We start from the raw sequence: 22735 nt of genomic DNA on the forward strand, positions 1-22735 counted from the left end.
GATGGCGGGCAAGAAGGGGGAAGGGGCGGAGCGGCCGCCCCGCCCCGACCTGCTGGCGCGTCTGGACAGCGAACTGGGCCGGATCGATGAGCAACTGCGCGCTCTGGCCGGCGCCAAGCACCGCGTGCAGGGTCTGTTGGAGGCGGTGGTGGCCATCACCCGGGAGGTGGAGCTGCCCGCGGTACTGCACCGCATCGTGACCACCGCCATGGACCTGGTCGACGCCCGCTACGGGGCACTGGGAGTTCTCGACGCGTCCGGCGAGTCCCTGGCGCAGTTCATCGTCGTCGGCCTGTCCGAGCAGGAACGGTCGTCCTTGGCAGAGGTGGGGTTTCCCCGCGGTCGGGGCGTGCTCGGACACTTGATCCGCCACCCCGAACCCCTGCGGGTGGACGACATCTCCTCGCATCCGTCGTCGGTCGGCCTGCCACCTGGCCACCCGGCCATGCGCACCCTCCTGGGCGTCGCCGTCAGCGTCCGCGGCGACATCTTCGGAGACCTCTACCTCTCCGAGCGGCGCGACGGACAGCCCTTCGACGTGCACGACGAGACCATCGTCGTTGCCCTCGCCCGTGCCGCCGGTATCGCGATTGACAACGTCCGGCTCTTCGAACAGGTCCGTACCGGATCCGAACAGTTCCAGCGGCGTTTGCTGCCGGCGCTGCCCGACATGCGGCCCTTCGACGCCGCCGCCATCTACCGGCCCGCCGCCAAACCCCACCATTTGGGCGGGGACTGGTACGACGCCATCCTCCTTCCGGACGGCGCGGTGGCCGTCGTCATCGGCGACGTGGTCGGTCACGATCTGCATGCCGCTGCCGCCATGGCCTCCACCCGCAACATGCTGCGCGCTCTGCTGTTCACCCTGCGGACTCCGCCCAGCGCGGTCCTCGCCCAGCTCGATCGCACCCTGGAGGCCATCACCGACAACCCCGTCACCACCACGAGCCTGGCGCGCATCGAACCCGCGGGGGCTGCCTGGAGGTTGCACTGGAGCTCGGCAGGCCACCTCCCCCCTTTGCTGATCGCTCCGGGCGGCCGGGCGGAGTACCTGTTCAAGGAGCCCGGACTACCGCTGAACGTCGATGTCGGGCTGTCCCGCCCCGATCACACCCACCCCCTGTCCCCGGACACCACCGTGGTCTTCTTCACCGACGGCCTCATCGAGCATCCCGACCATCCCCTCGACGAGAGCCTGAACGAGCTCGCCGAACTCGCCACCACACACGCGGCCCTGCCTCTGCAGGACTTCGTGCAGGCCCTGGCCGACCACCACCCCAGCGACGCACACGACGACATGGCCATCCTCGCCGTGCGCACCCCGCGCTGAAGCCGCACGGAGCCCCTGCGGCTGAGAGGCAGACCCCTCGGGTCGCACATCGCTCCGAGTGGTCACCCGAAGCAATCCCGGCAGAGCACATGGCGAAAGGTCATACAGATGAGCGGCGGTGTCGTGGACCCGGGAGGGTCAGCGAACAGGGGACGAGGGAGCAGAGCCGAGGGGAAAACCTCCCGATGACTGTGGCGAGCCGCGACGGGCTCCGGCGCGTTGGCATGACGGCCCTGCGGATCGTCGCCGTTGCCGCGCTGTACTACGTCTCCGGCAGGCTGGGACTCCTCCAGCAGTTCATGCGCGGCCAGGTCACGCCGCTGTGGCCTCCGACCGGCATCGCGCTGGCCGGCCTGCTCCTGTTCGGACTGCGGGTCTGGCCCGGGATCGCGCTCGGCGCCCTCCTGATCGACATCCCACTGGGACCGACGACCCCCGCCGTGCTCGCCATCACGGCAGGCAACACACTCGCGCCCCTCTGCTCCTACGCACTCCTTCGCCGCAGCGGGTTCCGCACCCAGATGAACCGTTTCCAGGACGCGCTCGCGCTGGTGTTCCTCGGTGCGCTCACCGGCATGCTCATCAGCGCGACCGTGGGCAGCAGCAGTCTGAGTCTCGCCCACGCGCTGCCCCCCGGCGGATTCTGGCTCACGTGGTGGGTCTGGTGGACCGGCGACGCCATGGGCGTCCTGCTGGTCGCGCCGCTGCTGCTCGTCCTCCGCTCGGCGCGCCGGCCGAAGAACATCCCCCGATCCGGATGGGCGGAGGGATCGCTGCTTGTCGCGGCCACCATCGCCGTCGGTCTCCTAGAAACCTTCCCCGCGCCGCTGCTCTTCCTGGGGTTCCCGCTGCTGACCTGGGCAGCCTTCCGCTTCCAGCGCGCCGGAGCCACGCCCTGCGCGCTGGCCGTATCCACGTTCGCCATCCTCGCCGTCACGCGCAGGGCAGGCCCGTTCGCCGGGCACACGCTGCTCACCGACATGATCTCACTGCAGGCCTTCAACGGTGCCGCCGCGCTGACCGCGCTGCTGCTCGCCGCGGCCATCACCGAGCGGAACCAGACCCAGGCGAAGATCGAAGAGGCCTGCAGGCGGCTCGCCGAGATGGTGGCCAGAGCCGCACCGGACACCGACGGTCCGCCAGTGCTTCCCAACCCCCAGGGAGATGGGGGAGAGAACGGCGGACAGACCCGGGCGTCGTGATCGATCAGCAATCGCGACAGGGGACCGGGCCCGCCGAACCACGCCTGTCAGGGACGCAGATTGCCGATCACGAGCTCGCTGGGTATCCGCGATCTCCACGTGCCGTGGCCCGCGAATCCGGCGACTGCCCATCCGGGACCGGGTACCGCCGCCCGCCAGGCCCTGGGCGCGGCGGCCGGCCGTGGTCCGGACCGGGTGATCCTTCGTGTCTCCGGTCCAACGCAACCTGTTGTTAGACTGGTAGAGACGTTGATCGTTTGTTGAGGAGCCGAGACATGGTGGTGGACGACGACATCTCCGGGTGATACCCGGACCCGACAGGCCACCGGACTGGTGCGTGGAAGCGCCGCCGACGTGGCCTCGCTGTCGTCCCCTCTTTCCCTCTGTCTGCTGCCGGGGCAGAAGTGTCTTCCCTGCCCCCTCCTCACGAGGTCACCTCCATGTCCGACGCTTCCGTCGTCTGCTCGAACCTGTCCTTCACCTGGCCCGACGACACTCCCCTCTTCCAGGACCTGTCCTTCACCATCGGCTCCGGCCGCACCGGCCTCGTCGCGCCCAACGGTGCCGGCAAGAGCACGCTGCTCAAGCTCATCGCCGGTGAACTGCGGCCCGGCACCGGGTCGGTCTCCGTGGCCGGCACCCTCGGCTACCTCCCCCAGAGCCTTCCCCTGACCGGAGACCTCACGGTCGCCGAGGTGCTGGACGTCGCCGCGATCATCCAGGCCATCGACGCCGTGGAGTCCGGGGACGTCGACGAAAAGCACTTCACCACCATCGGCGACGACTGGGACATCGAGGAACGCACCCGCGCTCAACTCGACCGCCTCGGTCTGGCCGACCTCACCCTGGATCGCAGCCTGAGCACCCTCAGCGGCGGCCAGGTCATCTCTCTCGGTCTCGCCGCCCAGTTGCTGAAGCGGCCCGACGTGCTGCTGCTCGACGAGCCCACCAACAACCTCGACCTCGACGCCCGGCACAAGCTGTACGACGTGCTGGAGGACTTCAACGGCTGCCTGCTCCTGGTCAGCCACGACCGCGCCCTGCTCGACCGCATGGAACGCGTCGCCGAACTCGACCGCGCCGAACTACGCTTCTACGGCGGTAGCTTCACTGAGTACGAAGAGGCCGTGCGGGCCGAGCAGGAAGCCGCCGAGAAGAACGTCCGCAACGCCGAGCAGGAGTTGAAGCGGGAGAAGCGGGAGATGCAGCAGGCGCGCGAGCGCGCCGAACGCCGGCAGAGCAACGCCGCCCGCAACCTGAAGAACGCCGGTCTGCCGCGTATCTTCGCCGGCAACATGAAGCGGGGCGCGCAGGAGTCCGCGGGCCGGGCGGGCCAGATGCACGCCGGCCGGGTCAGCGAGGCGAAGGCCCGGCTGGACGCGGCCGGGCGCGCGCTGCGCGAGGAGCAGCGCATCACGCTGGACCTGCCCGACACCCACGTGCCCGCCGGACGCAATCTGTTCCTCGGCCGGCAACTTCGCGCCCGCCTCGGCGAGAAGGACGTGTTCGCCGGCCAGGGGGTCGACCTGACCGTCCGGGGCCCGGAGCGCATCGCGCTGACCGGTCCCAACGGTGCCGGCAAGAGCACGCTGCTGCGTCTGCTCAACGGCGACCTGACACCGCACAGCGGCGAGATCAAGCGGGCCGACGGCCGTATCGCCTACCTCTCGCAGCGCCTCGACCTGCTGGACCTGGACCGTACGGTCGCCGAGAACTTCGCCGACCACGCCCCGAAGCGGCCGGAGGCCGAGCGGATGAACCTGCTTGCCCGCTTCCTCTTCCGGGGGCCTCGCGCCCATCTGCCCGTCGGGGTGCTCTCCGGAGGCGAGCGCCTGCGCGCCACCCTGGCCTGCGTGCTGTGCGCGGAACCGGCTCCGCACCTGCTGCTCCTGGACGAGCCGACGAACAACCTCGACCTGGTCAGCGCGGGCCAGTTGGAGGGCGCCCTGAACTCCTACCAGGGGGCCTTCGTGGTGGTCAGCCACGACGAGCGGTTCCTGTGCGAGATCGGCGTCAACCGGTGGCTGCGGCTGGCCGACGGCGAGCTGAAGGAGACGGGGGCCCCTGAGATGTGAGCCGCCGGCGTGTCGACCTGGCCCGCGTCCGAGGCATGCCGCCCCGCGGGCCGAGCACCGATCACGTTGGACGGACCCCATGCCTCAACCGGCTCTGCTCGCCCACGACCTCGTCCACACTCTCGGTGACCGGCGCCTGTTCGACGGTGTCTCCCTGACCGCCTCGCCCGGGCACCGCATCGGGCTGATCGGGGAGAACGGCGTCGGCAAGTCGACCCTGCTGCGCCTGCTGGCCGGGACGGACGAGCCCGACGTCGGCAGCGTCACGCGCCCGCCCGACCTGGGCTTTCTTCAGCAGGAGATGCCGTACGACACCGACGCGACGATCGCCGACGTACTCGACGACGCCCTGCGCGAGGCCAGGGAGGACCTTGCCGAGCTGGAACGGCTCAGCGAGTTGGTCGCGCGGACCGCGCAGGACGCGCCCGAGTGCGCCGGCCTGCTCGACGCCTACGGCGTCCGGCTCGAACAGGCCCAGGAACGGGAGGTCTGGGACGCCGACCGGCGTGCCGCGCTCGTGCTCGACGGCCTCGGCCTCGGCGCCTTCGGACACGACCGGACGCTCGGGTCGCTGTCCGGCGGCCAGCGCGTCCGGCTCGCGCTGGCCGCGCTGCTGGTCCGGCGGCCCTCCGCGCTGCTGCTGGACGAACCGACCAACCATCTTGACGACGGTGCCGTCGCCTTCGTCGAGGACCAGGTACGCGCCCTGCCCGGGGTCGTCGTGGTGGCCAGCCACGACCGGGCCTTTCTGGACGCCGTGTGTACGGACCTGATCGACCTCGACCCCGCGATGGACGGCCCGGTCCGCTACGGCGGCAACTACAGCGCGTACCTGGCCGAGAAGCGTGCCGAGCGGGACCGCTGGGAGCGACGCTGGGCCGAGGAACAGGAGGAAGTGGCCGCGCTGCGGGTCTCTGCTCAGGTCACCGCGCACCGCGTCGCACCGGACCGGGGACCGCGCGACAACGAGAAGATGGGCTACGGCCACCGTGCGGGCCGGGTCCAGAGCCAGATCTCCCGGCGGGTGCGCAACGCCGTCCGCCGCCTGGAGGAGCTGGAGCGCTCCCAGGTCGGTGAGCCACCGAAGCCGCTGCGGTTCAAGGGCACGGCGCTCGCGGCACCGGGGGTGGAGGACGACGGTCCGCTGGTGTCCCTGGACGACGTACGGGTACCGGGCCGGCTCGCACCGGTGAGTGCGGAGGTTTCGGCGACCGACCGTCTGCTGGTCACCGGTGGGAACGGGGCCGGGAAGTCGACTCTGCTGGCCGTGCTCGCCGGGCGGCTCGCGCCCGAGGGCGAGGTGCGGCGGCGACGCGGACTGACTGTGGGCCTGCTCGCCCAGGACACCGTCTTCGCCCGGCCGGGCCGGTCCGTCCGGGACACCTATGAGCTGGCGCTGGGAGCCGAGCGGGCCGAGGCAGTACCGCTGGGCTCGCTCGGTCTGATGGACGAAGCGGACCTGGACAAGCCGGTCGGCCGGCTCTCGGTCGGGCAGCGCAGGCGGCTCGCGCTGGCGCTGCTGGTGGCGCGACCGCCGCAGTTGCTGCTGCTTGACGAACCCACCAACCACCTGTCGCCGCGCCTGTGCGACGAGTTGGAGGCGGCGCTGGGCACCGGCCCCGGCGCGATCGTGCTGGCCAGCCACGACCGCTGGCTGCGGGAGCGCTGGCAGGGAGGGGAAATCCGGCTCGGCTCCGACCTCGAGCGCTCGGGCAGTGCGGGGCACAGGCTTCGCGCCAGTGGACACCGCCAGACCGTGCGGGGGGTTGGGTCGGCCAGATGACGGTCGGAAGGGACGGCACAGTCCGCTGAGGCCTGTTCACGGGGGATCTCCTCCACGAACGCGCGCGATCTTGGATGCGCGCGATTCCCTCATATGTATGCCGTGCGCCGCGAACTCGTCGTCTGCGGAAGCCTCTTGCGCGGTTGCGGCACCGAAGGCGGCGGCCGCCGGGCGGGGCAGGCTCACGGTGAACGCGGCCCCGGCCGCCGCGGCGGTCGCGAGCGCTTCGCGGCGGACCAGGGGGAGAGCGCGGGCGATGGTGTCGAAGGCGTCAGGACCGTGCCTTCACCGGGAACGTCAGCGACATCGACAGCCACGCGTACACCGGCCCCAGCGCGTTCATGGCGATCACGGACACCCACGCCGCCCACGGGTTGCCGACGTCGTAGCCGAACCCGCCGAAGAACGTCGCGAAGTAGCTGGCGAAGCCGAAGAACATGCCGGGGATCAGCGAGAACAGCTTGAGCTTGCCCGTGTACATCAGCGCGGAGTTCACGACGAGGACGCACAGTGCCCCGAACGCGTTGCGGGCGAGCCGGCCCTCGCCGAAGGCCGTGCCCTGATGGGTCTCCAGCAACACGATCACCAGAGCGTACGTCGAACCCATCGGCATGGCCGACCACAGCCGCTTGGCGTCGGGGAGGTTCGGCCCGCCGCCCCGTACCGCGGGACGAGGAACAGGAGGACACACGGACGCCATGAGCCCGACCGCCCTGCCGGGCCTGGTCAGCGAGCTGGCCCGCGACGTCCTGGCGGGCCCCGCCCGTCCCGCCCGCGTCATCGCCGTCGCCCGGCAGGCGCTGTATCTGCTCCCGCACGGACAGCGGGATCCGCTCGCGCTGGTGGTGCCCGGCGCCGCGCGGGTGCCGACCGCCGTCGTCCTGCCGCGCGCCGCGGGGGACCGGCCCTTCCACGGGCTGACCCCTGGCCGCACGGGACGCGTCGGGGCCGGCCGGATCGCGATCGGGTCCCTGTGCCTGACCGCGGGGGAGTTCTGGGCGCCGCCCCGCGCCCAGGACTCCCCACCCGGCCCGGTCCTCGACCGGCTCGCCACGCTCCGCCCGCCCCGGCCGCTGCCGCCCGAGGTCCGCCCCGTCGCCCGTGCTCTCGTTCGCATGCTCGCGCACGGCGGCACGGCGGCACGGCGGCACCGCGGCCCGGCGGCGCGCGGCCCGCGCCCTGCTCGGCCTCGGCCCCGGCGCGACACCCTCCGGGGACGACTTCCTGTGCGGGCTGCTGCTCGCCGCCCAGGTGCAGCGGCGCCCGCCGGACTGGCTCGCGGCACTCGCACATATCGCGGCAGAGGCGGACAGGCTGACGCCGCCGGTCTCCGCGGCCCTTCTCCGGTAGACCGCCGAAGGCCTGTGCATCCCTCAGGTCGCGGCGCTGCTGCGGGCCGCCGCTACCGGTGGCGACCCGTCCGGCCCGGTCACCGCCCTGCTCGCCGTCGGCCACAGTTCGGGGTGCGACCTGCTGCACGGTCTGTGCGCGGGAGCGCGTCTGGCGACCCGCGCCCGCGACGGGGTCAGGCCCCGATCCACACCGTCGTGATGACGCAGAACCCCTTGACGCCGCGGTCCGACGGCTCGTGCCCGGACCCGGACCGCTCGGCGTCGCCGAAGGGGCCCGCGGCCGAAGCCGATCACCACCCGCACCGAACGGATCACGGGGCAGCGGCCCGGCCGCGCAGGCCTCGCCCTCCTCCGCCTTCGCATCCTCCTGCGGTGACCGCCACGCAGCGCGACCACCGATTTCTGGACAGAGCCATTCGCTGGACAGTCCTTCCACCCGAATGGAGGCGAAAACCGCTGGGCCGGACGCGCGGCGCGCGAACTTGGGTAATTCTTTACAGCGGGCCGGGAGTCGACGGCCGCGGCCCGGAACCCGGCGGTCGGGGCGAGGCTCGTAGGCGTGTACCCGGAAGGCAAAGCCGGTCCGAACCGACGGGGCGGGCGGCGCCGACCAGGATGCGGACGGGCTGACCCTGTTCCGCACGTGACACACGCTCGTCCCCTAGCTGAACACAAACTGGTTCGCCGGGATCGGCTGCGAGAGGCCGCAGGTGAGCGGGCTCGGCCCGGAGGCCGGACGCGGGAGGTAACACATGTGCGGGATCACCGGCTGGGTGTCCTTCGACCGTGATCTGAGGTCCGAGAGCGCGACCTTGGACGCGATGACCGAGACCATGTCCTGCCGGGGCCCGGACGACTGCGGCACCTGGGCCGAGGGGCCCGTCGCCCTCGGCCACCGCAGGCTCGCGATCATCGACCTCCCCGGCGGGCGGCAGCCGATGAGCGTCCGGACACCCGAGGGAACCGTGGTGCTCGTCTACTCGGGGGAGGCCTACAACTTCACCGAACTGCGCCAAGAGCTGACCGGTCTGGGCCACCGCTTCACGACCGACTCGGACACCGAGGTGGTCCTGCACGCCTACCTCGAATGGGAGGAGGGGCTCGCCAGACGGCTCAACGGCATGTTCGCCTTCGCGGTGTGGGACGGCCGCCACAACCGGCTCGTGATGGTCCGCGACCGTATGGGGATCAAGCCGTTCTACTACTACCCGACCTCCGACGGCTTGCTGTTCGGCTCCGAGCCCAAAGCCATCCTCGCCAATCCGCTGGCCCCCGCCAGGATCCGCCTCGACGGCCTGCGGGAAGTGTTCGCGATGGTCAAGACGCCCGGACACGCCGTGTGGGACGGCATGCGCGAACTGGAGCCCGGCACCGTCGTCACCGTCGACCGGCAGGGGATGCGCCGACACGTCTACTGGCAACTTCAGACCCGTCCGCACACCGACGACCGAGCCACCACCATCGCCACCGTGCGCTCACTGCTCGACGACATCGTCCGCCGCCAGCTCGTCGCCGACGTCCCCCGCTGCATGCTGCTGTCGGGGGGCTTGGACTCCTCCGCGCTGACCGCCCTGGCAGCCCGCCAACTGGCCGAGCACGGCGAGAAGGTGCGCAGCTTCGCCGTGGACTTCGTGGGACACACCGACGACTTCATCGCCGACGAGCTGCGCGCCACACCCGACAGCCCGTTCGTGCACGACGTCGCCCACGCCTCCGGCACCGAGCACCAGGACATCCTTCTCGACGCGCAGTCCCTCGCCGACCTCGACGTACGGGCGGAGACGATCCGGGCACGCGACCTGCCCGTGGGCATCGGCGATTTGGACTCCTCGCTCTACCTGCTCCTCCGGGCGATCCGCGAGCACTCCACGGTCGCGCTGTCCGGCGAGTCGGCCGACGAGGTCTTCGGGGGCTACCTCCAGTTCTTCGACGAGGAGGCCCGGCGCGCCGACACCTTCCCATGGATGGCCCAGGCCCAGCGCTTCGGCAGCGATTCCGGAGTCCTGAGCCCCGCTCTCACCGAAGCCCTGGACCTGAAGACGTACGTCGCCGACAGCTACTGCGCCGCCGTATCGGACATCCGCCGCCTCGACGATGAGAGCGACTTCGAGTACCGGATGCGGAAGATCTGCCATCTGCACCTGACCCGGTTCGCACGGGTCCTGCTGGACCGCAAGGACCGCCTGAGCATGGCGGTCGGGCTGGAGGTGCGGGTGCCGTTCTGCGACCACCGGCTCGTCGAGTACGTGTACAACGCTCCCTGGTCGCTGAAGTCGTTCGACGGGCGGGAGAAGAGCCTGCTCAGGGAGGCGACCGCCGACCTGCTTCCGCGGTCCGTGTACGACAGGACCAAGAGCCCCTACCCGTCGACCCAGGACCCGAAGTACGCCGTCGCCATCCAGGAACACGTCAGGGACATCCTCGCCCGCCCGTCCCACCCGGTCTTCGACCTGCTCGACCGGGACCGCGTCCACCAAGCCGCCCACCGGGACGCCCCGCAGGTCACGCTGGCCTCGCGGCGCGGCCTCGAACGCACCGTGAACCTGGCACTGTGGCTGGACATGTACAAGCCGGAACTGACGTTGACCTGACGCCGGGCACGCCGCGGGCCGGTCCCGCCGGAGCCCGCCGCCGTGCCCCGCGTCGCACCGTGACGGACGACGCCGGTTCCGGAACCGTCCGTGCCGGCGTCCTGCCAGGCTCGGCGCCACCGCTGAACCGAGCGCACGCTCACCCGTAGATCCTTACCGTGACGGTCACACCCCGTCAGTCCCCAACGACATCACGCTTCCGAAGTCAGGAGCGGCGGGTGAGGTGGGTGAGGGTGACGCCGTTGGAGAAGGCAGTGCGCTCGGCGACATGGAAGACGGTGGGGTTGAAGGCGCCGTCGAAAGCCGGGATTCCGGCGCCGGCGACCACCGGGTAGTGCTTGACCACCAGTTCGTCGATCTCGGGCAGGAGGGCGCCCGCGAGCTTGCCGCCTCCGCAGAGCCAGATGTCCAGGCCGGTGCCCTCCTGCCGCTTGAGTTCGCGGACGAGGGCGAGTGGGTCGCCCGGGACGACGGTGACGGCGGGGTCGGTGTCCGGCTCGAGGGTGCTGGAGACCACGTATTGACGCAGGTGCGCGTACGGGCTGGTGATCCCCGCGTCGAGGGCGGGGCGGTAGGTGCCGAGGCCCATGACGACGGTGTCGAAGCGCCGGTTGGGCGCGTCGGTGAGGCCTACGGCGGCTCGGTGGGCGGTCGGAACGGTCTCGGGGTACAGCGAGTTGGTCCAGGAGAAGTAGGCGGCGGTCTGCTGTTCGTCGCCGGCGGGGAAGAAGTCGTACTCGCCGCCGGGGCCGGCGATGCGGCCATCGAGCGTGACACCGACGTAGTACACGAGCTTTCGCATCTCTGATGGCTCCATACGTAGTACTCTAGATGAAGTGGTTTGAACGTAGTACTACAGATGGAGTGATGTCAATGGTGAGGCGAAACGACCAGCGGCGCGCCGCCCTCGTCGACGCCGCGATCGAGGTGCTGGCCAGGGAAGGCGCACGTGGTCTGACGTTCCGGGCGGTGGACAGCGAGGCCGCCGTACCGGCCGGCACCGCGTCCAACTACTTCGTCAGCCGCGACGACCTGCTCACCCAGGCCGGCGCCCGTGTGTACGAGCGGCTCAAGCCCGACGACGCCACGATCGCCCGCCAGCAGGCGGCCGGCCGTGACCGGGAAACCTACGCGGAGCTGATGCGTGAACTCGTCGGCCGCATCGCCCGCTTCCGCACCGGCTACCTCGCGTTGCTCGAACTCCGCCTGGAGGCCACCCGCCGCCCCGAATTGCGCAAGGTCCTCACCGAGCGAGTCCGGGCCGACGTCGACGCCAACGTGGCCTACCACGAGGCCTCCGGCCTCCCCGGCGACGCCATGGCCGTCAAGCTGCTCATACTGGCTCTGAACTGGCTGATCGTCGAGCAGCTCACCCTGCCGGACGTCTTCACGGAAGCAGAGCGTGAACAACTGGTGACGGCCGCGGTCGAACGCATCGTAGCGGCGGAGTAGACGGCAGACGCACACGGATTCCCCAAGGAGCCCCGTGCGGCGAGGACTGCGAGCCCATCCGGCTGGTTGGGGGCCGGGTGACGGAAGTACGGGGTGACCGGCCGCACCGGCCCGATCCGGTGCTCGCGGCGCAGCTGCACCACCCGGGCCTCGGCGGCAGCAGGGGTCTGCCGGGGCGAGTGGCGCGCACGACGTGCCGCCGGGTCAGTGCGTGGTCGAACTGGTCGGGGGTGAAGTCCTGCATCCGTGAAGATCCGTGCCGGTCACAGGTCGAGGGGGAGAGCGGTGAGCTCGGCGCGGGAGGCGACGCCCAACTTGGCGTAGCAGTTTCTCAAGTGAAAGTCGACGGTGCGTGAACTGACGAACAGCTGCGCGGCAACGTCCCGGTTCGACAGGCCCTGCCGGACCAGGGCGGCGACCTGGCGCTCCTGCGGGGTCAGCTCGGTGGCGGTGGCGACGTCGCGGCGGCGGACGCTCTCGCCGGAGGCGCGCAGCTCTTGCGCGGCCCGCTGAGCCCACGAGGCAGCGCCGAGGCCCTCGAACAGCGCCAGCGCGGTGCGCAGATGCTCGCGGGCGTCGACCCTGCGGCGGGCGCGGCGCAGGTGTTCGCCGAAGGCCAGATGAGTGCGGGCCCGGTTGGGTAGCCGTCGCGAGCCGGCGTGCGCGGTCAGTGCCTGCTGGAAGTGGGCCTCGGCGTCGCTGTCGGCTGCGAGCAGCGCACGGCCGTGTTCGACGACCGCGGTCGCGGCCGGCAGCCCGGTGCCCGCGGCGAACTGCTCCAACTCGGCCAGCCAAGTGCGGGCGAGGCCTGGGCGGTTGCCGCGGATGGCGGCGTCGAACAGGTCGAGAGCAGCCAGACGGCGGCAGGCCGGCCCCTCGATTTGCTCGAGATGGTGCAGCGCCGATGCGGGCTGCGTGGCCGCGCGCAGCCCGCGGGTCCAGTGCGTCAGGTCGGCGACGAGGCCGTCGGTGATGCCGACCGGGTGCTTGTCCCTGATCTCGGTGACCTTGTCCAGGTGGCGGTCGGTGACGTCGTCTCCGCGTAGCGCCGCGACCAGGGCGAGTTGTGCGGTGGGCAGTGCGGTCAACCCAGGGTGGCCGGTGCCGACGGTCAGCGGCAGCGCCTCGGCGGCGGCACTGGCCGCCTTCGGCCAGGCGCCGGTAGCGATCTGGAAGTGGGCCCCGCGGGTAAGGGCGTGCTCGACCATGTTCAGCGCGCCGGCGCGGCGGGCGGCGGTCAGTTGCTGTTCATGCAGCCGCAGTCCGCGTTCGTCGTCGTCGATCAGCATCGCGGCGATGCCCAGGTTGGGCTGCAACAGGTGGTCCTCGACCGGGGCGTCGTCGGTGAGGACGAACGCGGACCGGAAGGATTCCGCGGCGGCAGTCCAGTCGCTGCGGGCGACGGCGCCGAAGCCGTGCAGGAGGGCCCAGGCGGCCCGCACCTGGGGCGGCGCGTCCGGCGCGGGCTCGGCCACCAGCGCGGTCGGGTCCACCGCGCGCGGGGACCGGGCGCCGAACGCCGCCAGCGACGCGGCGAGCATCGCCAGCTGCGCCACCAGTGCCGCGTCCCCGTCGGCGGCGACCTCGGTGGCCCGCAGGATGAGGTCGTAGCCGTCGTTCAGCGAGCGGGTGTTCCACTCGATCTGCCCCTGCAACGCGAGCAGTTGCGCAAGCGCCGGCGGATCGGTCACGTCTGCCGCGGCGGCCTGGGCGAGCGCCGAGGCGCGCGAAGGGTGCGCGCCCAGCCAGGCCGAGGACGCGGCACGGTACAGCCGCCGGCCGCGGGCCTCACCGCCGGCGGTGAGCTCGGCGGCGCGGGCCCACGCGGCGGCCGCCGCCTCGTGGCCACCGCGGGCCGCAGCGCGCTCGGCGACCCCGTCGAGGGCGGCGACGACGTCCTCGTCGGGCCGGTCGGCGGCGGCGGCCAGGTGCCAGGCCCGCCGCTCGGGGTCGCCGGTCAGCACGTCGGCGAGCGCACGGTGCGCGGCACGGCGTTGCGCACTGGTGGCAGCCCGGTAGACCGCCGAGCGCACCAGCGGGTGGTAGAGGGAGACGGCGTCGCCGTCGACGCGCAGCAACCCCGACAGCTCCACCGTGTCGAGGGCGGTATCAGCGGCGTCGAGGCGCTCGGCGGCGTCGCCGACCACAGTCAGGCGGGTGGTGTCGTCGGTCGCGGCGACCAGCAGGAACCGCTGCGCGGTCTCGTCGAGGCGGCGGTAGCGGTCGAGGAAGGCGCGCTCCACACCGCCGGTCAGCGGCAGCGGGGTGGGCAGCGGCGCCCGGCCGGCCAGTTGGTCCGCGGTGAGCACCCCGGCCAGCTCGACCAGCGCGAGCGGGTTGCCGCCGGTGCCCGCCACCAGTTGGTCGCGAGCCGCCGGATCGATGTCGGTCCCGGTGTGTTCGGACAGCAGCGCGTGGGCGTCGGCACCGGTCACGCCGTCGAGAACGATGGTGGGCAGGTCCCCGGCGTCGAACTCGCGGGCGTCGCCGTCGCGGGCGGCGAACAGCAGCGCCACGCGCTCCGCCTGCAGTCGGCGGGCGGCGAACAGCAGCGCCGCGGCCGACGCGTCGTCGAGCCAGTGCGCGTCGTCGACGACGACCAGCAGCGGCGCCTCTTCGGCAGCGTCGGCGAGCAGGCTCAGCGTGCCGAGGAACGCGCGGAAGCGGTCGCCCTCGCCCTCGGTCTCACCCATCGCCGCGCGCAGTGCCGCAGCCTGCGGCGCCGGCAGGGCATCGATGCGGGTGCGCAGTGGCCACAGCAGCCGTTGCAGTGCGGCGAAGGCCAGCGGCGATTCGGACTCCACGCCGGAGGTGCGCAGCACCCGCAGGTCCAACGTGGTTGCCAACACGTCGGCCAGCAGCGCCGACTTGCCGACCCCGGCGACGCCACGCACCACCAGCGCGCCGCCGCTGCCGGTGCGTGCGGCGTCGAGCAGGGCGGCGATCGCCGCGCGTTCAGGGTCCCGTCCGGCCAGCACGAGCCCAACGGTACCGAACGCGCCGGTGAAGACACCGGCGCAAGTGATCACCTGCGGCGAGCGTGGCAGCTGACCATCACCCCGATTCCGAGGAGGAGCCCCGTCGGCCCACCCCGCCGCCAACCGGCACCCCCTCGCACAGGCACCGGTCGCCCCATGGGCCGGCCGCGCACAACTCGGTCGCCCCATGCGCTGGCCGCGCACAACTCGGACGCCCTGGCGCCCGCACCCTGGTCCTCGGCGGCGCCTTGGCCGGCCGCAGGCGTGCTGCCGGCCGCCGGTGCCGCCGGCACCTCCGACGCCGGCGGCACTTCCGACGTCGGCGTCGGGCCACCGGGCTTCCTGCCCATCGGCGCAGGCATCGGGCCGATATCCGTCGCCATCGACGTCGCTGCGACGGGCGACGTGCCCGCCACGGGTCCCGGACCGTCCTCGAGGCTGACGATCACCTGCCACGAGATCGGCGCCGCGCTCGGTGTCGCCGGGCTCACCGCGACAGCCGGCGACCTCGCCACGCAAGCCGGGCTGATCGTCGCCTACAACCGGGCTTTCGCCGTCACCGTCGGCGTCCTTGCCACCCTGCTCGTCCTCACCGCGCTCGCCGTCCCCCGTGGCAAGCCCTGCGCCACGGTCAGCAGCGACGGAGCGCACCGTCCCCGACCGGGCCGACCCTGGCGGAAAACCCGGCGATTTCCCCGGTGAGACGCACCCACCCTCGGGCCGACGCTTACACCTGACCGGCACCACCACCAGCACCTCGGGGAATTGCCCTTGCAGTCCAGCACCTACATCGCCTCGACCACCTTCGAGGCCGAGGACACGACCCGCGCGCACTGCCGACGCGCGGTCACCGAACAGCTCGCCGCCATCGACAGCGTCGGCACCGTCACCATCGGCCTGGCCCCCGGGACGCTCACCGTCATCGCCTCTCGCCCCCTGGACCGCGCCGACATCGCCGCCGCCGTCGACGAGGCGGGCCACGCCCTCGTCCCATGACTCCGCCCATTCCGCACGCCACCCGGAGGCCTGCCGTGCCCAGCACACTGCCCGCTCTCAGCGCCACCCCCGCCCACACCGAAGACCTGGGGCGCCGCACGTCGCTGCGTCTGCCCGCCACGCTGCTGCTCGTGGGACAACTCCTGTACATCGCGGTCACCCAGTTCCACACCGATGGGGACGCGAACAACCACCCCGCCGTGTTCACCGAGTACGCCGACAGCGGGATCTGGACGGCCGTCCACCTCGGCCAGTTCGCGGGCATGGCGGTGCTCCTCGCGGGACTGGTCGCCCTGTTCTTCGCCCTGGACGTCCAGGCTGGAACAGCCAGATGGGCGGGGCGATTCGGTGCCGCTTCGGCGGTGGCGACACTGGCGCTCTACGGCGTCCTCCAGGCCGTGGACGGGGTCGCCCTCAAACAGGCCGTGAACGCGTGGGCGAGCGCCCCGTACGCCGAGAAGCCGGCGCGCTTCGCGGGCGCCGAGGCGATCCGCTGGCTCGAATGGGGGGTGAGGAGCTACCAGAACTTCGCCCTGGGCCTCGCACTGCTCCTGTTCGCGGCCGCGGTCATGCGGACGGCTTGGGTCCCGCGGCCCATCGGCCACCTGATGGGGCTTTCCGGCCTCACCTATCTGGTGCAGGGCTGGGTGGTCGGCTCCGCGGGCTTCTCGCGAACGGAGACGATCGCCATCGTTCTGGCCTTCGTCCTGGACGTGGCGTGGATGATCTGGCTGGCCGTGGTCGCCTGGCGGACGCGGGATGCGCAGTCCCCGCCGCCCACCCGATGAACGCGTGGGCCGCACGGCGCCGGTCACCTGCGACACCGCCGGCGAGCGCGCCGAAGCGAAGGCGGAGATTGCTTCATCGCAGCACGCCGTGCACCCCGGTGAGACACACCCGCTCCCGGGCCGACTCTTCCACCTGACCGCACCACCACCAACAACTCGAGGAGTTCCCCTTGCTCTCCGGTACCCCCCGCACCTTCATCGGCTCGACCACCTTCGAGGTCAGCGGCATGACCTGCGCGCATTGCGCGCGCTCCGTCACCGAGGAGATCTCCAGCGTCGCCGGCGTCGAGTCCGTCACCGTCGACCTGGCCACCCGCAGCGTCACCGTCACCGCCTCCCAGCCGGTCGACCGCGCCGACATCGCCGCCGCGGTCGACGAGGCCGGCTACGCCCTCGTCCCGTGACCCGCTCCCATCCCTGGAGACACACCGTGCACACCGAAGCCACCACCCCGAGCGCGGCCCCCGCGCCCACCGACGCCGTGACGCACAACGGCCATCGCCTGAGCGCCAAGAAGTTCGCCCTGCACTTCGCCGAGATGACCGTGGCGATGGCCGTCGGCATGGTCGTCCTGCACCCGGTTTGGATGTTCGTCCTCGACGCTCTCGGCGCCGTCGCACTGATGCAGAACCCGTACACGGGCGCGCTGATCATGGCGACGAACATGACCGTGGCCATGTCCGCGTGGATGAGGTTCCGTGGCCACCGCCGGCGGCCCATCGCCGAAATGGGCGCGGCCATGTACGTGCCCTTCCTGGTGCTGTTCGTGCCGTTGGCGCTCGAACTCATCGACACCAGCGACCTGATGCTGTGGGGCCACCTGCTCATGCTCCCGGCCATGGCCGTGGCCATGCTGCTGCGCCCGCACGAGTACGCCCACTGCTGAGGTCCCGCGCCGGCCCGGCGACGTCGTAGACACCTGCGGCGTCGCATGAACCCGACCGCGGCGGTCGGAGCCGTCCGCCCCGTCCGCCGCCGCACCCCACGAAAGGAAGACCCATGATGTCCGAGGTCACGATCCGCCGGGCCACGACGGATGACGCCGTCGACGTAGCTGCGATGGTCCGCGAGATAGCCGCCCACGAGGACCAGGCGGCGCACGTGCACGTCACGGATGATCAGTGGCGCGCCCTGCTCGCACGCCCCGAGGTGATCGTCCTTCTGGCCGAGCGCGGCGGCCGGGCGGTCGGCTACGTCTCCTCCGTCCGCCAACTGCACCTGTGGACCGGCGGCGACGTGCTCAACCTCGACGACCTCTACGTCCGCCCCGGGAACCGCGGCGCCGGTACCGGTCGCCGTCTCATGGCCGCCCTCGCCGCGTCGGCCGCGCCAGGGCGACTGCTCATCCGCTGGGGCATGGAGGTTGACAACGCCGACGCGCAGCGCTTCTACCAACGCCTCGGCGCCACACTCCGGCCCAAGATCCTCGCCTCCTGGCCCCCAAGCGCGTACGCCGACTCGGCCGCCGGCCGGTGACCCGGCCACGAACCCGGCGAAATCGCCGGTCCGAAGCCGGGCCGCACCCGGGAACGATCAGCCGAAGCCCCCTGCCCCGCCCGACCAGGAGACCGCAATGACCATCAACGCGCCGACCGCCACCGCGGCGCCCCAGGCGACCGCCGGATGCACCCTCGACATCGGCGGCATGACGTGCGCCTCGTGTGTGAGCCGGGTGGAGAGGGCGCTTCGCCGTGTCGACGGGGTGGCGGCCGCGGAGGTCAACCTGGCCACCGAGGTCGCCACCGTCCACTTCGACCCGGCACAGGCGGGGCTGCAGGAGCTGACCGCGGCGATCACCCGGGCCGGCTACACCGCGACCCCGCGCCGCGCCACCCGGCCCGCCGCCGCGAACGCCGCGAACGATGGGAACGTCGCGAACCCCGCGACGAGCGAAGAACGGGACGGCGAGGCACACCTGACGTCACTCAAGCGCACGTGGCAGATCACCCTTGCCACCGGCCTCGGGCTGATGGTGCTGATGTACGTGCCGCTCTACCTCGACGCGATGGACTGGCTGATGCCGGCCATCCTCGTGGTCGCCACGGTTGTGCAGTTCTGGGCCGGGTGGGACATCTACCGTGCCGCCTGGGCAGCCGCGCGGCACCGCAGCACGAACATGAACACCCTCGTGGCGCTGGGCACCGGGGTCGCCTACGCCTACAGCACGTTCGTCACCCTCTGGCCCGCGGCCGCCGAGCGGTGGGGCCTGCCGCTGCACGTGTACTTCGAGACCTCGCTGGTCGTCCTCGCCCTCGTCCTGGCCGGCCGGTGGATGGAGGCGAAGGCGAAGAAGCAGGCCACCGCGGCGATCACCGCCCTGGTCGGGCTGGCGCCGAAGACCGCCCGTGTGCTGCGCGACGGCACCGCGGTCGACATCCCGGTCGAACAGGTCGTCGTCGGCGACCTGGTGCGGGTCCGGCCCGGCGAGAAGATACCGGTCGACGGCGTCGTCACCGACGGCGCCACCGCGGTGGACGAGAGCATGCTGACCGGCGAGAGCCTGCCGGCGGACAAAGCCGTCGGCGACCAGGTCATCGGCGCCACGATCAACCGCACCGGCACGGTGGTGCTGCGGGTGACCGCGGTCGGCCCGGACACCGCGCTGGCGCAGATCGTCCGGCTCGTCGAAGAGGCGCAGGGCGCGAAGGTGCCGCTGCAGAGCCTCGCCGACCGGGTCTCGGCCTGGTTCGTGCCGATCGTGCTCGGCCTGGCCGCGGCCACCTTCGTCGCGTGGGCGCTGCTCGGCCCGGACACCGGAGGGCTGACGACGGCGATCAGCACCACGATCGCGGTGCTGATCATCGCCTGCCCCTGCGCGCTCGGTCTGGCCACGCCCACGGCGGTGATGGTCGGCACCGGCCGCGCCGCGGAGCTGGGCATCCTCATCGGCAACGGTGACGCCCTGGAGACCGCACGACGCGTCACCGCCGTGGTGCTCGACAAGACCGGCACGATCACTCGGGGCAAGCCCTCCCTGACCGGGATCACCACCACCGACGGCTGGACCGAGAACGACGTTCTGGCTCTGGTGGCGGCCGCCGAGACCGGCAGCGAGCACCCGGTCGGCGAGGCGATCGTCGTCGCCGCCACCGCTCGCTCCCTCGACCTGCCGGCGCTGCGCTCCTTCGATGCCGTTCCTGGGCACGGCGTCGACGCCGTCGTCGGCGAGAAGCACGTTCTCGTGGGCAACGCCGCGTTGATGGCCGCCCGCGGCGTCGACGTCGCCGCGCTGGAGGTCACCGCCGCCACCGAGGCCGCGGCCGGCCGCACGCCGATGTTCGTCGCGGTCGACGGAGCCGCGGCCGCCGTGCTCACCGTGGCCGACACGGTCAAGGCGGAGTCGGCCGAGGCGGTCGCCCAGCTGAAGGCGCTGGGGCTGCAGGTGTGGATGCTCACCGGCGACAACGCCGCCACCGCCGCGGCGATCGCCGAGCAGGTCGGCATCGAGCATGTGCTCGCCGAGGTGCTGCCGGCCGAGAAGGCGGCGAAGGTGCGCGAACTGCAAGAGCGGGGGGACATCGTCGCCTTCTGCGGGGACGGCATCAATGACGCCGGCGCCCTCAGTGAAGCCGCGATCGGCCTGGCGGTCGGTACCGGCGCCGACGTGGCGATCGCCGCCTCCGACATCACCCTGGTCGGTGGCGACCTGCGCGGGATCGTCTCGGCGATCGCGCTGTCACGGCGCACCGTGACGACGATGAAGCAGGGTCTGGGCTGGGCGTTCGCCTACAACCTGCTCCTCGTCCCGGTCGCCGCTGGAGCGCTGTACTGGTGGAACGGCCTGCTGCTCGACCCGGTTCTGGCCAGTGCGGCGATGGCGATGAGCTCGGTCAGCGTGGTCGGCAACGCGCTGCGGCTGCGCCGCTTCCGCCGCCCGGCTACGGCTCGGGAGATCCTGCACCCACCGCTGCGCGCCCGGGCCGGCCAGTGCGCGTACCTGACCGGCATCGCGGCCGTCGCCCTGGCCCTTGGCGCCGGGCTGACCGCGGTCAGCCGGATGGACTTCGCCGAGCGCGGCATGAACGGCCAGCTGGCCTGGGTGCAGGGCACCGGCATGCCGATGCGCCCCGCGATGAGCGTGATGATGACCGCCGACGTCCCGGCGACCGATGCCGCCGAGGCAGGGCTCGATGTCCACCTCGATCTGCCCGTGAGCGTCCGGCCCGGCGTGCCGGCCCGGCTGGTGGCCACCATCGTCGACAGCCGGACGGGGAAGCCGGTGGAGGATCTGACCCGCAGCCACGAGGCGTGGATGCACCTGATCGCCACCCGCGCCGACCTCGGCACGTTCGCCCACGTGCATCCGCTGCCGACCGGTCGGCCCGGACAGCTCGCGGTGGACATCACCTTCCCCACCGCCGGTCAGTACATCGTCAACACCGAGTTCCGCCGGCAGGGCCAGATGGCCGACGTGCACTCCCGGCAGGTGGTCACCGTCGCCGGCCCCGCGCCCGCGCCGGTGACCGTCACCGAAGGTCCGCGCAGCACCGTCGTGGACGGCGTCCGTGTGCGGCTCGACGGCGACGCCAAGGTCGGTGGGCGCAGCGACCTGCACTACACATTCAGCGACGCGGCCACGGGTCACCCGGTTGACGACCTGCGGCCCTATCTGGCTGCCGCCGGCCACATCGTGGTCATGCGCGCCGATGGGCAGACCTTCGCCCACGAGCACGCCGAGGCCACCGGTGCCGACGGACTCCCCGTCTTCGCCCTGCCCGCCCAGACGTTCGGCCCCGAACTCGCCGTGCACGCGGAGTTCCCCACCGCCGGGACCTATCAGTTGTGGGCACAGTTTCGGCTCGCTCACGGAGACGTGATCACCGTGCCGTTCACCGTCCGGGCCGGCTGACCCACGGAGGGCCCATGACCACCACCGTTGCCACGTCGGCGACCAGTCCGGTGCCGGCTGGGCCCGCGGCCCGGGCAACGACTCCGGGAGGTGTCGGGTCCAACGCACCTCCAGTTGACAACAGGTCCCTCTGTGAGCACGTCCATGGTCGGTGCGGTGCGTTTCACTGTCCGCCATGGAGCTCACGCAAGCGACCGTCAACGACCTGCTGGCCCAACTCGGCTCGGGGGACGGATACATGTACCTGCCCAGCGACCTGGATTCGCGGCGCCTGACCGACCTGCTCGACAGCAGGTACGGCGCCCCGCGCACCCTCGTCCTCGAGGGCTTCACCGATCCGACGGTCGACGAGTCCAGGGGCGCGGCCCTCCTCGTGCCCTTCGAGGACCGGGCCGTCACGATACGGGCGTGGGCGTACGGGGACCAGTGGGTCGGCACGGGTACGGCGCGGGACGCCGAGGGGATCGAGCGGCCCGTGCTGGTGGTCGCTCACAGAGAGGTGCCCGAGCCCTTGGCGGTCGCTCCAGAGGAGGACACCGACTGGATGGAGCGGCTCATACGGATCACCGGGTGGACCCAGCCCGCCCGGCGGCCGGACGTGGACTGGGCGGAGGTGGAGTCACGCCTGGGCACCGCGCTGCCGAGCGACTACAAACACATGGCCGAGACGTTCGGCGAGGGCGCCTTCGACGGATATCTGAACCTGAACCAGGAGCCGTGGACGTCTCTCATGGAGGACGGGTTGCTCATCTGGGCGGGTACTGAGCACGAGGACCTGTACTGCTGGAGGACCGACGGTGACGACCCCGACCGCTGGCCCGTCGTGGTCCGGTCCTTCGACGGCGAGGACGTCCACTTCGACTGCCGGACCGCGGAGTTCGTCTGCCGCATCCTCATCGACCCGCGCCACCCGTTCACGATGGCCCGCTATTTCGACACCCACTGGTTCATGAACTACCGCGAACGCCGCTGAACTTCGCCGCCACGGCACCCGCGGCCCGGTTGGCGGCATCTTCGGGGAACAGGGCCGAAACACTCGTCTGCCACAGCAGACCCGCCAAACGGTGACGGTGCTCCCGTCGGCCGCAGCAGTGCCATGTCGGCGAGGCAGTTCCTGCCGATTGTGACGACCGGCGTGAGATCCAGGAGGACTTTGCCCGGGGTCGTGGACGGCCTGCGGCTGCCGCCAGGAGGCGAGCGCCACGGAGTTGGCCTGGACCTGGAAAATCCTCATTGTTGCTGGCCAGAGGCGCCTTTTGCGGTCCGACCGCCCGTCGGGCAGCTCGCTTCATGAAAGCGCGAGGCCAACTTGATGCACCCGCTCGCGCCAAAGGTCTTC

At 71.7% G+C, this 22735-nt stretch carries 18 protein-coding genes; 15 read left to right on the plus strand and 3 right to left on the minus strand.

From position 1 onward, the window contains the following. Window position 1: 1 nt before the first annotated feature. From TNCT6_RS37475 to TNCT6_RS37490, 4 genes are all read left to right on the plus strand, one after another. A complete protein-coding gene (locus TNCT6_RS37475; RefSeq protein WP_141367599.1) occupies window positions 2-1330 on the plus strand; it encodes a PP2C family protein-serine/threonine phosphatase in 1329 nt (442 codons plus the stop codon). 185 nt (window positions 1331-1515) lie between these two features. After that, the gene (locus TNCT6_RS37480; RefSeq protein WP_141367601.1) at window positions 1516-2532 is read left to right on the plus strand and encodes an MASE1 domain-containing protein; all 1017 of its coding nucleotides are present in this window, start codon (window positions 1516-1518) and stop codon (window positions 2530-2532) included. Between the two features lie 440 nt (window positions 2533-2972). Beyond that, window positions 2973-4607 carry a ribosomal protection-like ABC-F family protein gene (abc-f, locus tag TNCT6_RS37485; RefSeq protein ID WP_141367603.1) on the plus strand — a complete coding sequence of 545 codons (1635 nt, stop codon included), beginning with the start codon at window positions 2973-2975 and terminating at the stop codon, window positions 4605-4607. 79 nt (window positions 4608-4686) lie between these two features. Continuing rightward, complete coding sequence (locus TNCT6_RS37490; RefSeq protein WP_141367605.1) at window positions 4687-6390, plus strand: ABC-F family ATP-binding cassette domain-containing protein; 1704 nt, start codon at window positions 4687-4689, stop codon at window positions 6388-6390. Window positions 6391-6661: 271 nt separating this feature from the next. Here the strand turns inward: TNCT6_RS37490 and TNCT6_RS37495 are convergent, their stop codons facing one another. Next, on the minus strand, window positions 6662-7090 hold the full coding sequence (locus tag TNCT6_RS37495; RefSeq protein ID WP_253266518.1) for a DUF1097 domain-containing protein: 429 nt from the start codon (window positions 7088-7090) through the stop codon (window positions 6662-6664). Window positions 7091-7491: 401 nt separating this feature from the next. Here TNCT6_RS37495 and TNCT6_RS37500 point away from each other — a divergent pair, with 401 nt between their 5' ends. Together TNCT6_RS37500 and asnB are read left to right on the plus strand one after the other, a co-directional pair. Next, complete coding sequence (locus TNCT6_RS37500) at window positions 7492-7740, plus strand: DUF2877 domain-containing protein (RefSeq protein ID WP_141367609.1); 249 nt, start codon at window positions 7492-7494, stop codon at window positions 7738-7740. 754 nt (window positions 7741-8494) lie between these two features. Beyond that, window positions 8495-10333: an asparagine synthase (glutamine-hydrolyzing) gene (gene asnB, locus TNCT6_RS37505; protein WP_141367611.1), complete on the plus strand. Its 1839-nt coding sequence runs from the start codon at window positions 8495-8497 to the stop codon at window positions 10331-10333. Window positions 10334-10538: 205 nt separating this feature from the next. Here the strand turns inward: asnB and TNCT6_RS37510 are convergent, their stop codons facing one another. After that, entirely contained in the window at window positions 10539-11135 is a 597-nt protein-coding gene (locus tag TNCT6_RS37510; RefSeq protein ID WP_141367613.1) for a dihydrofolate reductase family protein, read from the minus strand. 71 nt (window positions 11136-11206) lie between these two features. On the opposite strand from TNCT6_RS37510, the gene TNCT6_RS37515 reads away from it, so the two are divergent. After that, window positions 11207-11785 (plus strand): TetR/AcrR family transcriptional regulator, encoded by a 579-nt coding sequence (locus TNCT6_RS37515; protein ID WP_141367615.1) that lies wholly within the window; start codon window positions 11207-11209, stop codon window positions 11783-11785. Window positions 11786-12048: 263 nt separating this feature from the next. Here the strand turns inward: TNCT6_RS37515 and TNCT6_RS37520 are convergent, their stop codons facing one another. Next, entirely contained in the window at window positions 12049-14763 is a 2715-nt protein-coding gene (locus TNCT6_RS37520) for a LuxR family transcriptional regulator (RefSeq protein ID WP_172633292.1), read from the minus strand. 156 nt (window positions 14764-14919) lie between these two features. On the opposite strand from TNCT6_RS37520, the gene TNCT6_RS37525 reads away from it, so the two are divergent. The 8 genes from TNCT6_RS37525 (at window position 14920) to TNCT6_RS37560 (ending at window position 22369) form a co-directional block, all read left to right on the plus strand. Further along, window positions 14920-15465, plus strand: coding sequence for a hypothetical protein (locus tag TNCT6_RS37525; protein ID WP_172633293.1), 546 nt, complete (start codon window positions 14920-14922; stop codon window positions 15463-15465). Between the two features lie 69 nt (window positions 15466-15534). Further along, window positions 15535-15759, plus strand: coding sequence for a heavy-metal-associated domain-containing protein (locus TNCT6_RS41820; protein ID WP_216372879.1), 225 nt, complete (start codon window positions 15535-15537; stop codon window positions 15757-15759). Window positions 15760-15794: 35 nt separating this feature from the next. Then, complete coding sequence (locus tag TNCT6_RS37535; RefSeq protein ID WP_216372880.1) at window positions 15795-16547, plus strand: DUF4386 family protein; 753 nt, start codon at window positions 15795-15797, stop codon at window positions 16545-16547. 170 nt (window positions 16548-16717) lie between these two features. Then, window positions 16718-16951 (plus strand): heavy-metal-associated domain-containing protein, encoded by a 234-nt coding sequence (locus TNCT6_RS37540; RefSeq protein ID WP_301184435.1) that lies wholly within the window; start codon window positions 16718-16720, stop codon window positions 16949-16951. A gap of 26 nt (window positions 16952-16977) precedes the next feature. Beyond that, entirely contained in the window at window positions 16978-17433 is a 456-nt protein-coding gene (locus tag TNCT6_RS37545; RefSeq protein WP_141367623.1) for a hypothetical protein, read from the plus strand. Window positions 17434-17546: 113 nt separating this feature from the next. Beyond that, the gene (locus TNCT6_RS37550; protein ID WP_216372881.1) at window positions 17547-18023 is read left to right on the plus strand and encodes a GNAT family N-acetyltransferase; all 477 of its coding nucleotides are present in this window, start codon (window positions 17547-17549) and stop codon (window positions 18021-18023) included. Window positions 18024-18120: 97 nt separating this feature from the next. Further along, the gene (locus tag TNCT6_RS37555; RefSeq protein ID WP_141367625.1) at window positions 18121-21396 is read left to right on the plus strand and encodes a cation-translocating P-type ATPase; all 3276 of its coding nucleotides are present in this window, start codon (window positions 18121-18123) and stop codon (window positions 21394-21396) included. Between the two features lie 175 nt (window positions 21397-21571). After that, window positions 21572-22369, plus strand: coding sequence for an SMI1/KNR4 family protein (locus TNCT6_RS37560; RefSeq protein ID WP_141367627.1), 798 nt, complete (start codon window positions 21572-21574; stop codon window positions 22367-22369). Window positions 22370-22735: the final 366 nt, after the last annotated feature.

It is taken from the genome of Streptomyces sp. 6-11-2, from assembly GCF_006540305.1.
GTDB lineage: Bacteria > Actinomycetota > Actinomycetes > Streptomycetales > Streptomycetaceae > Streptomyces.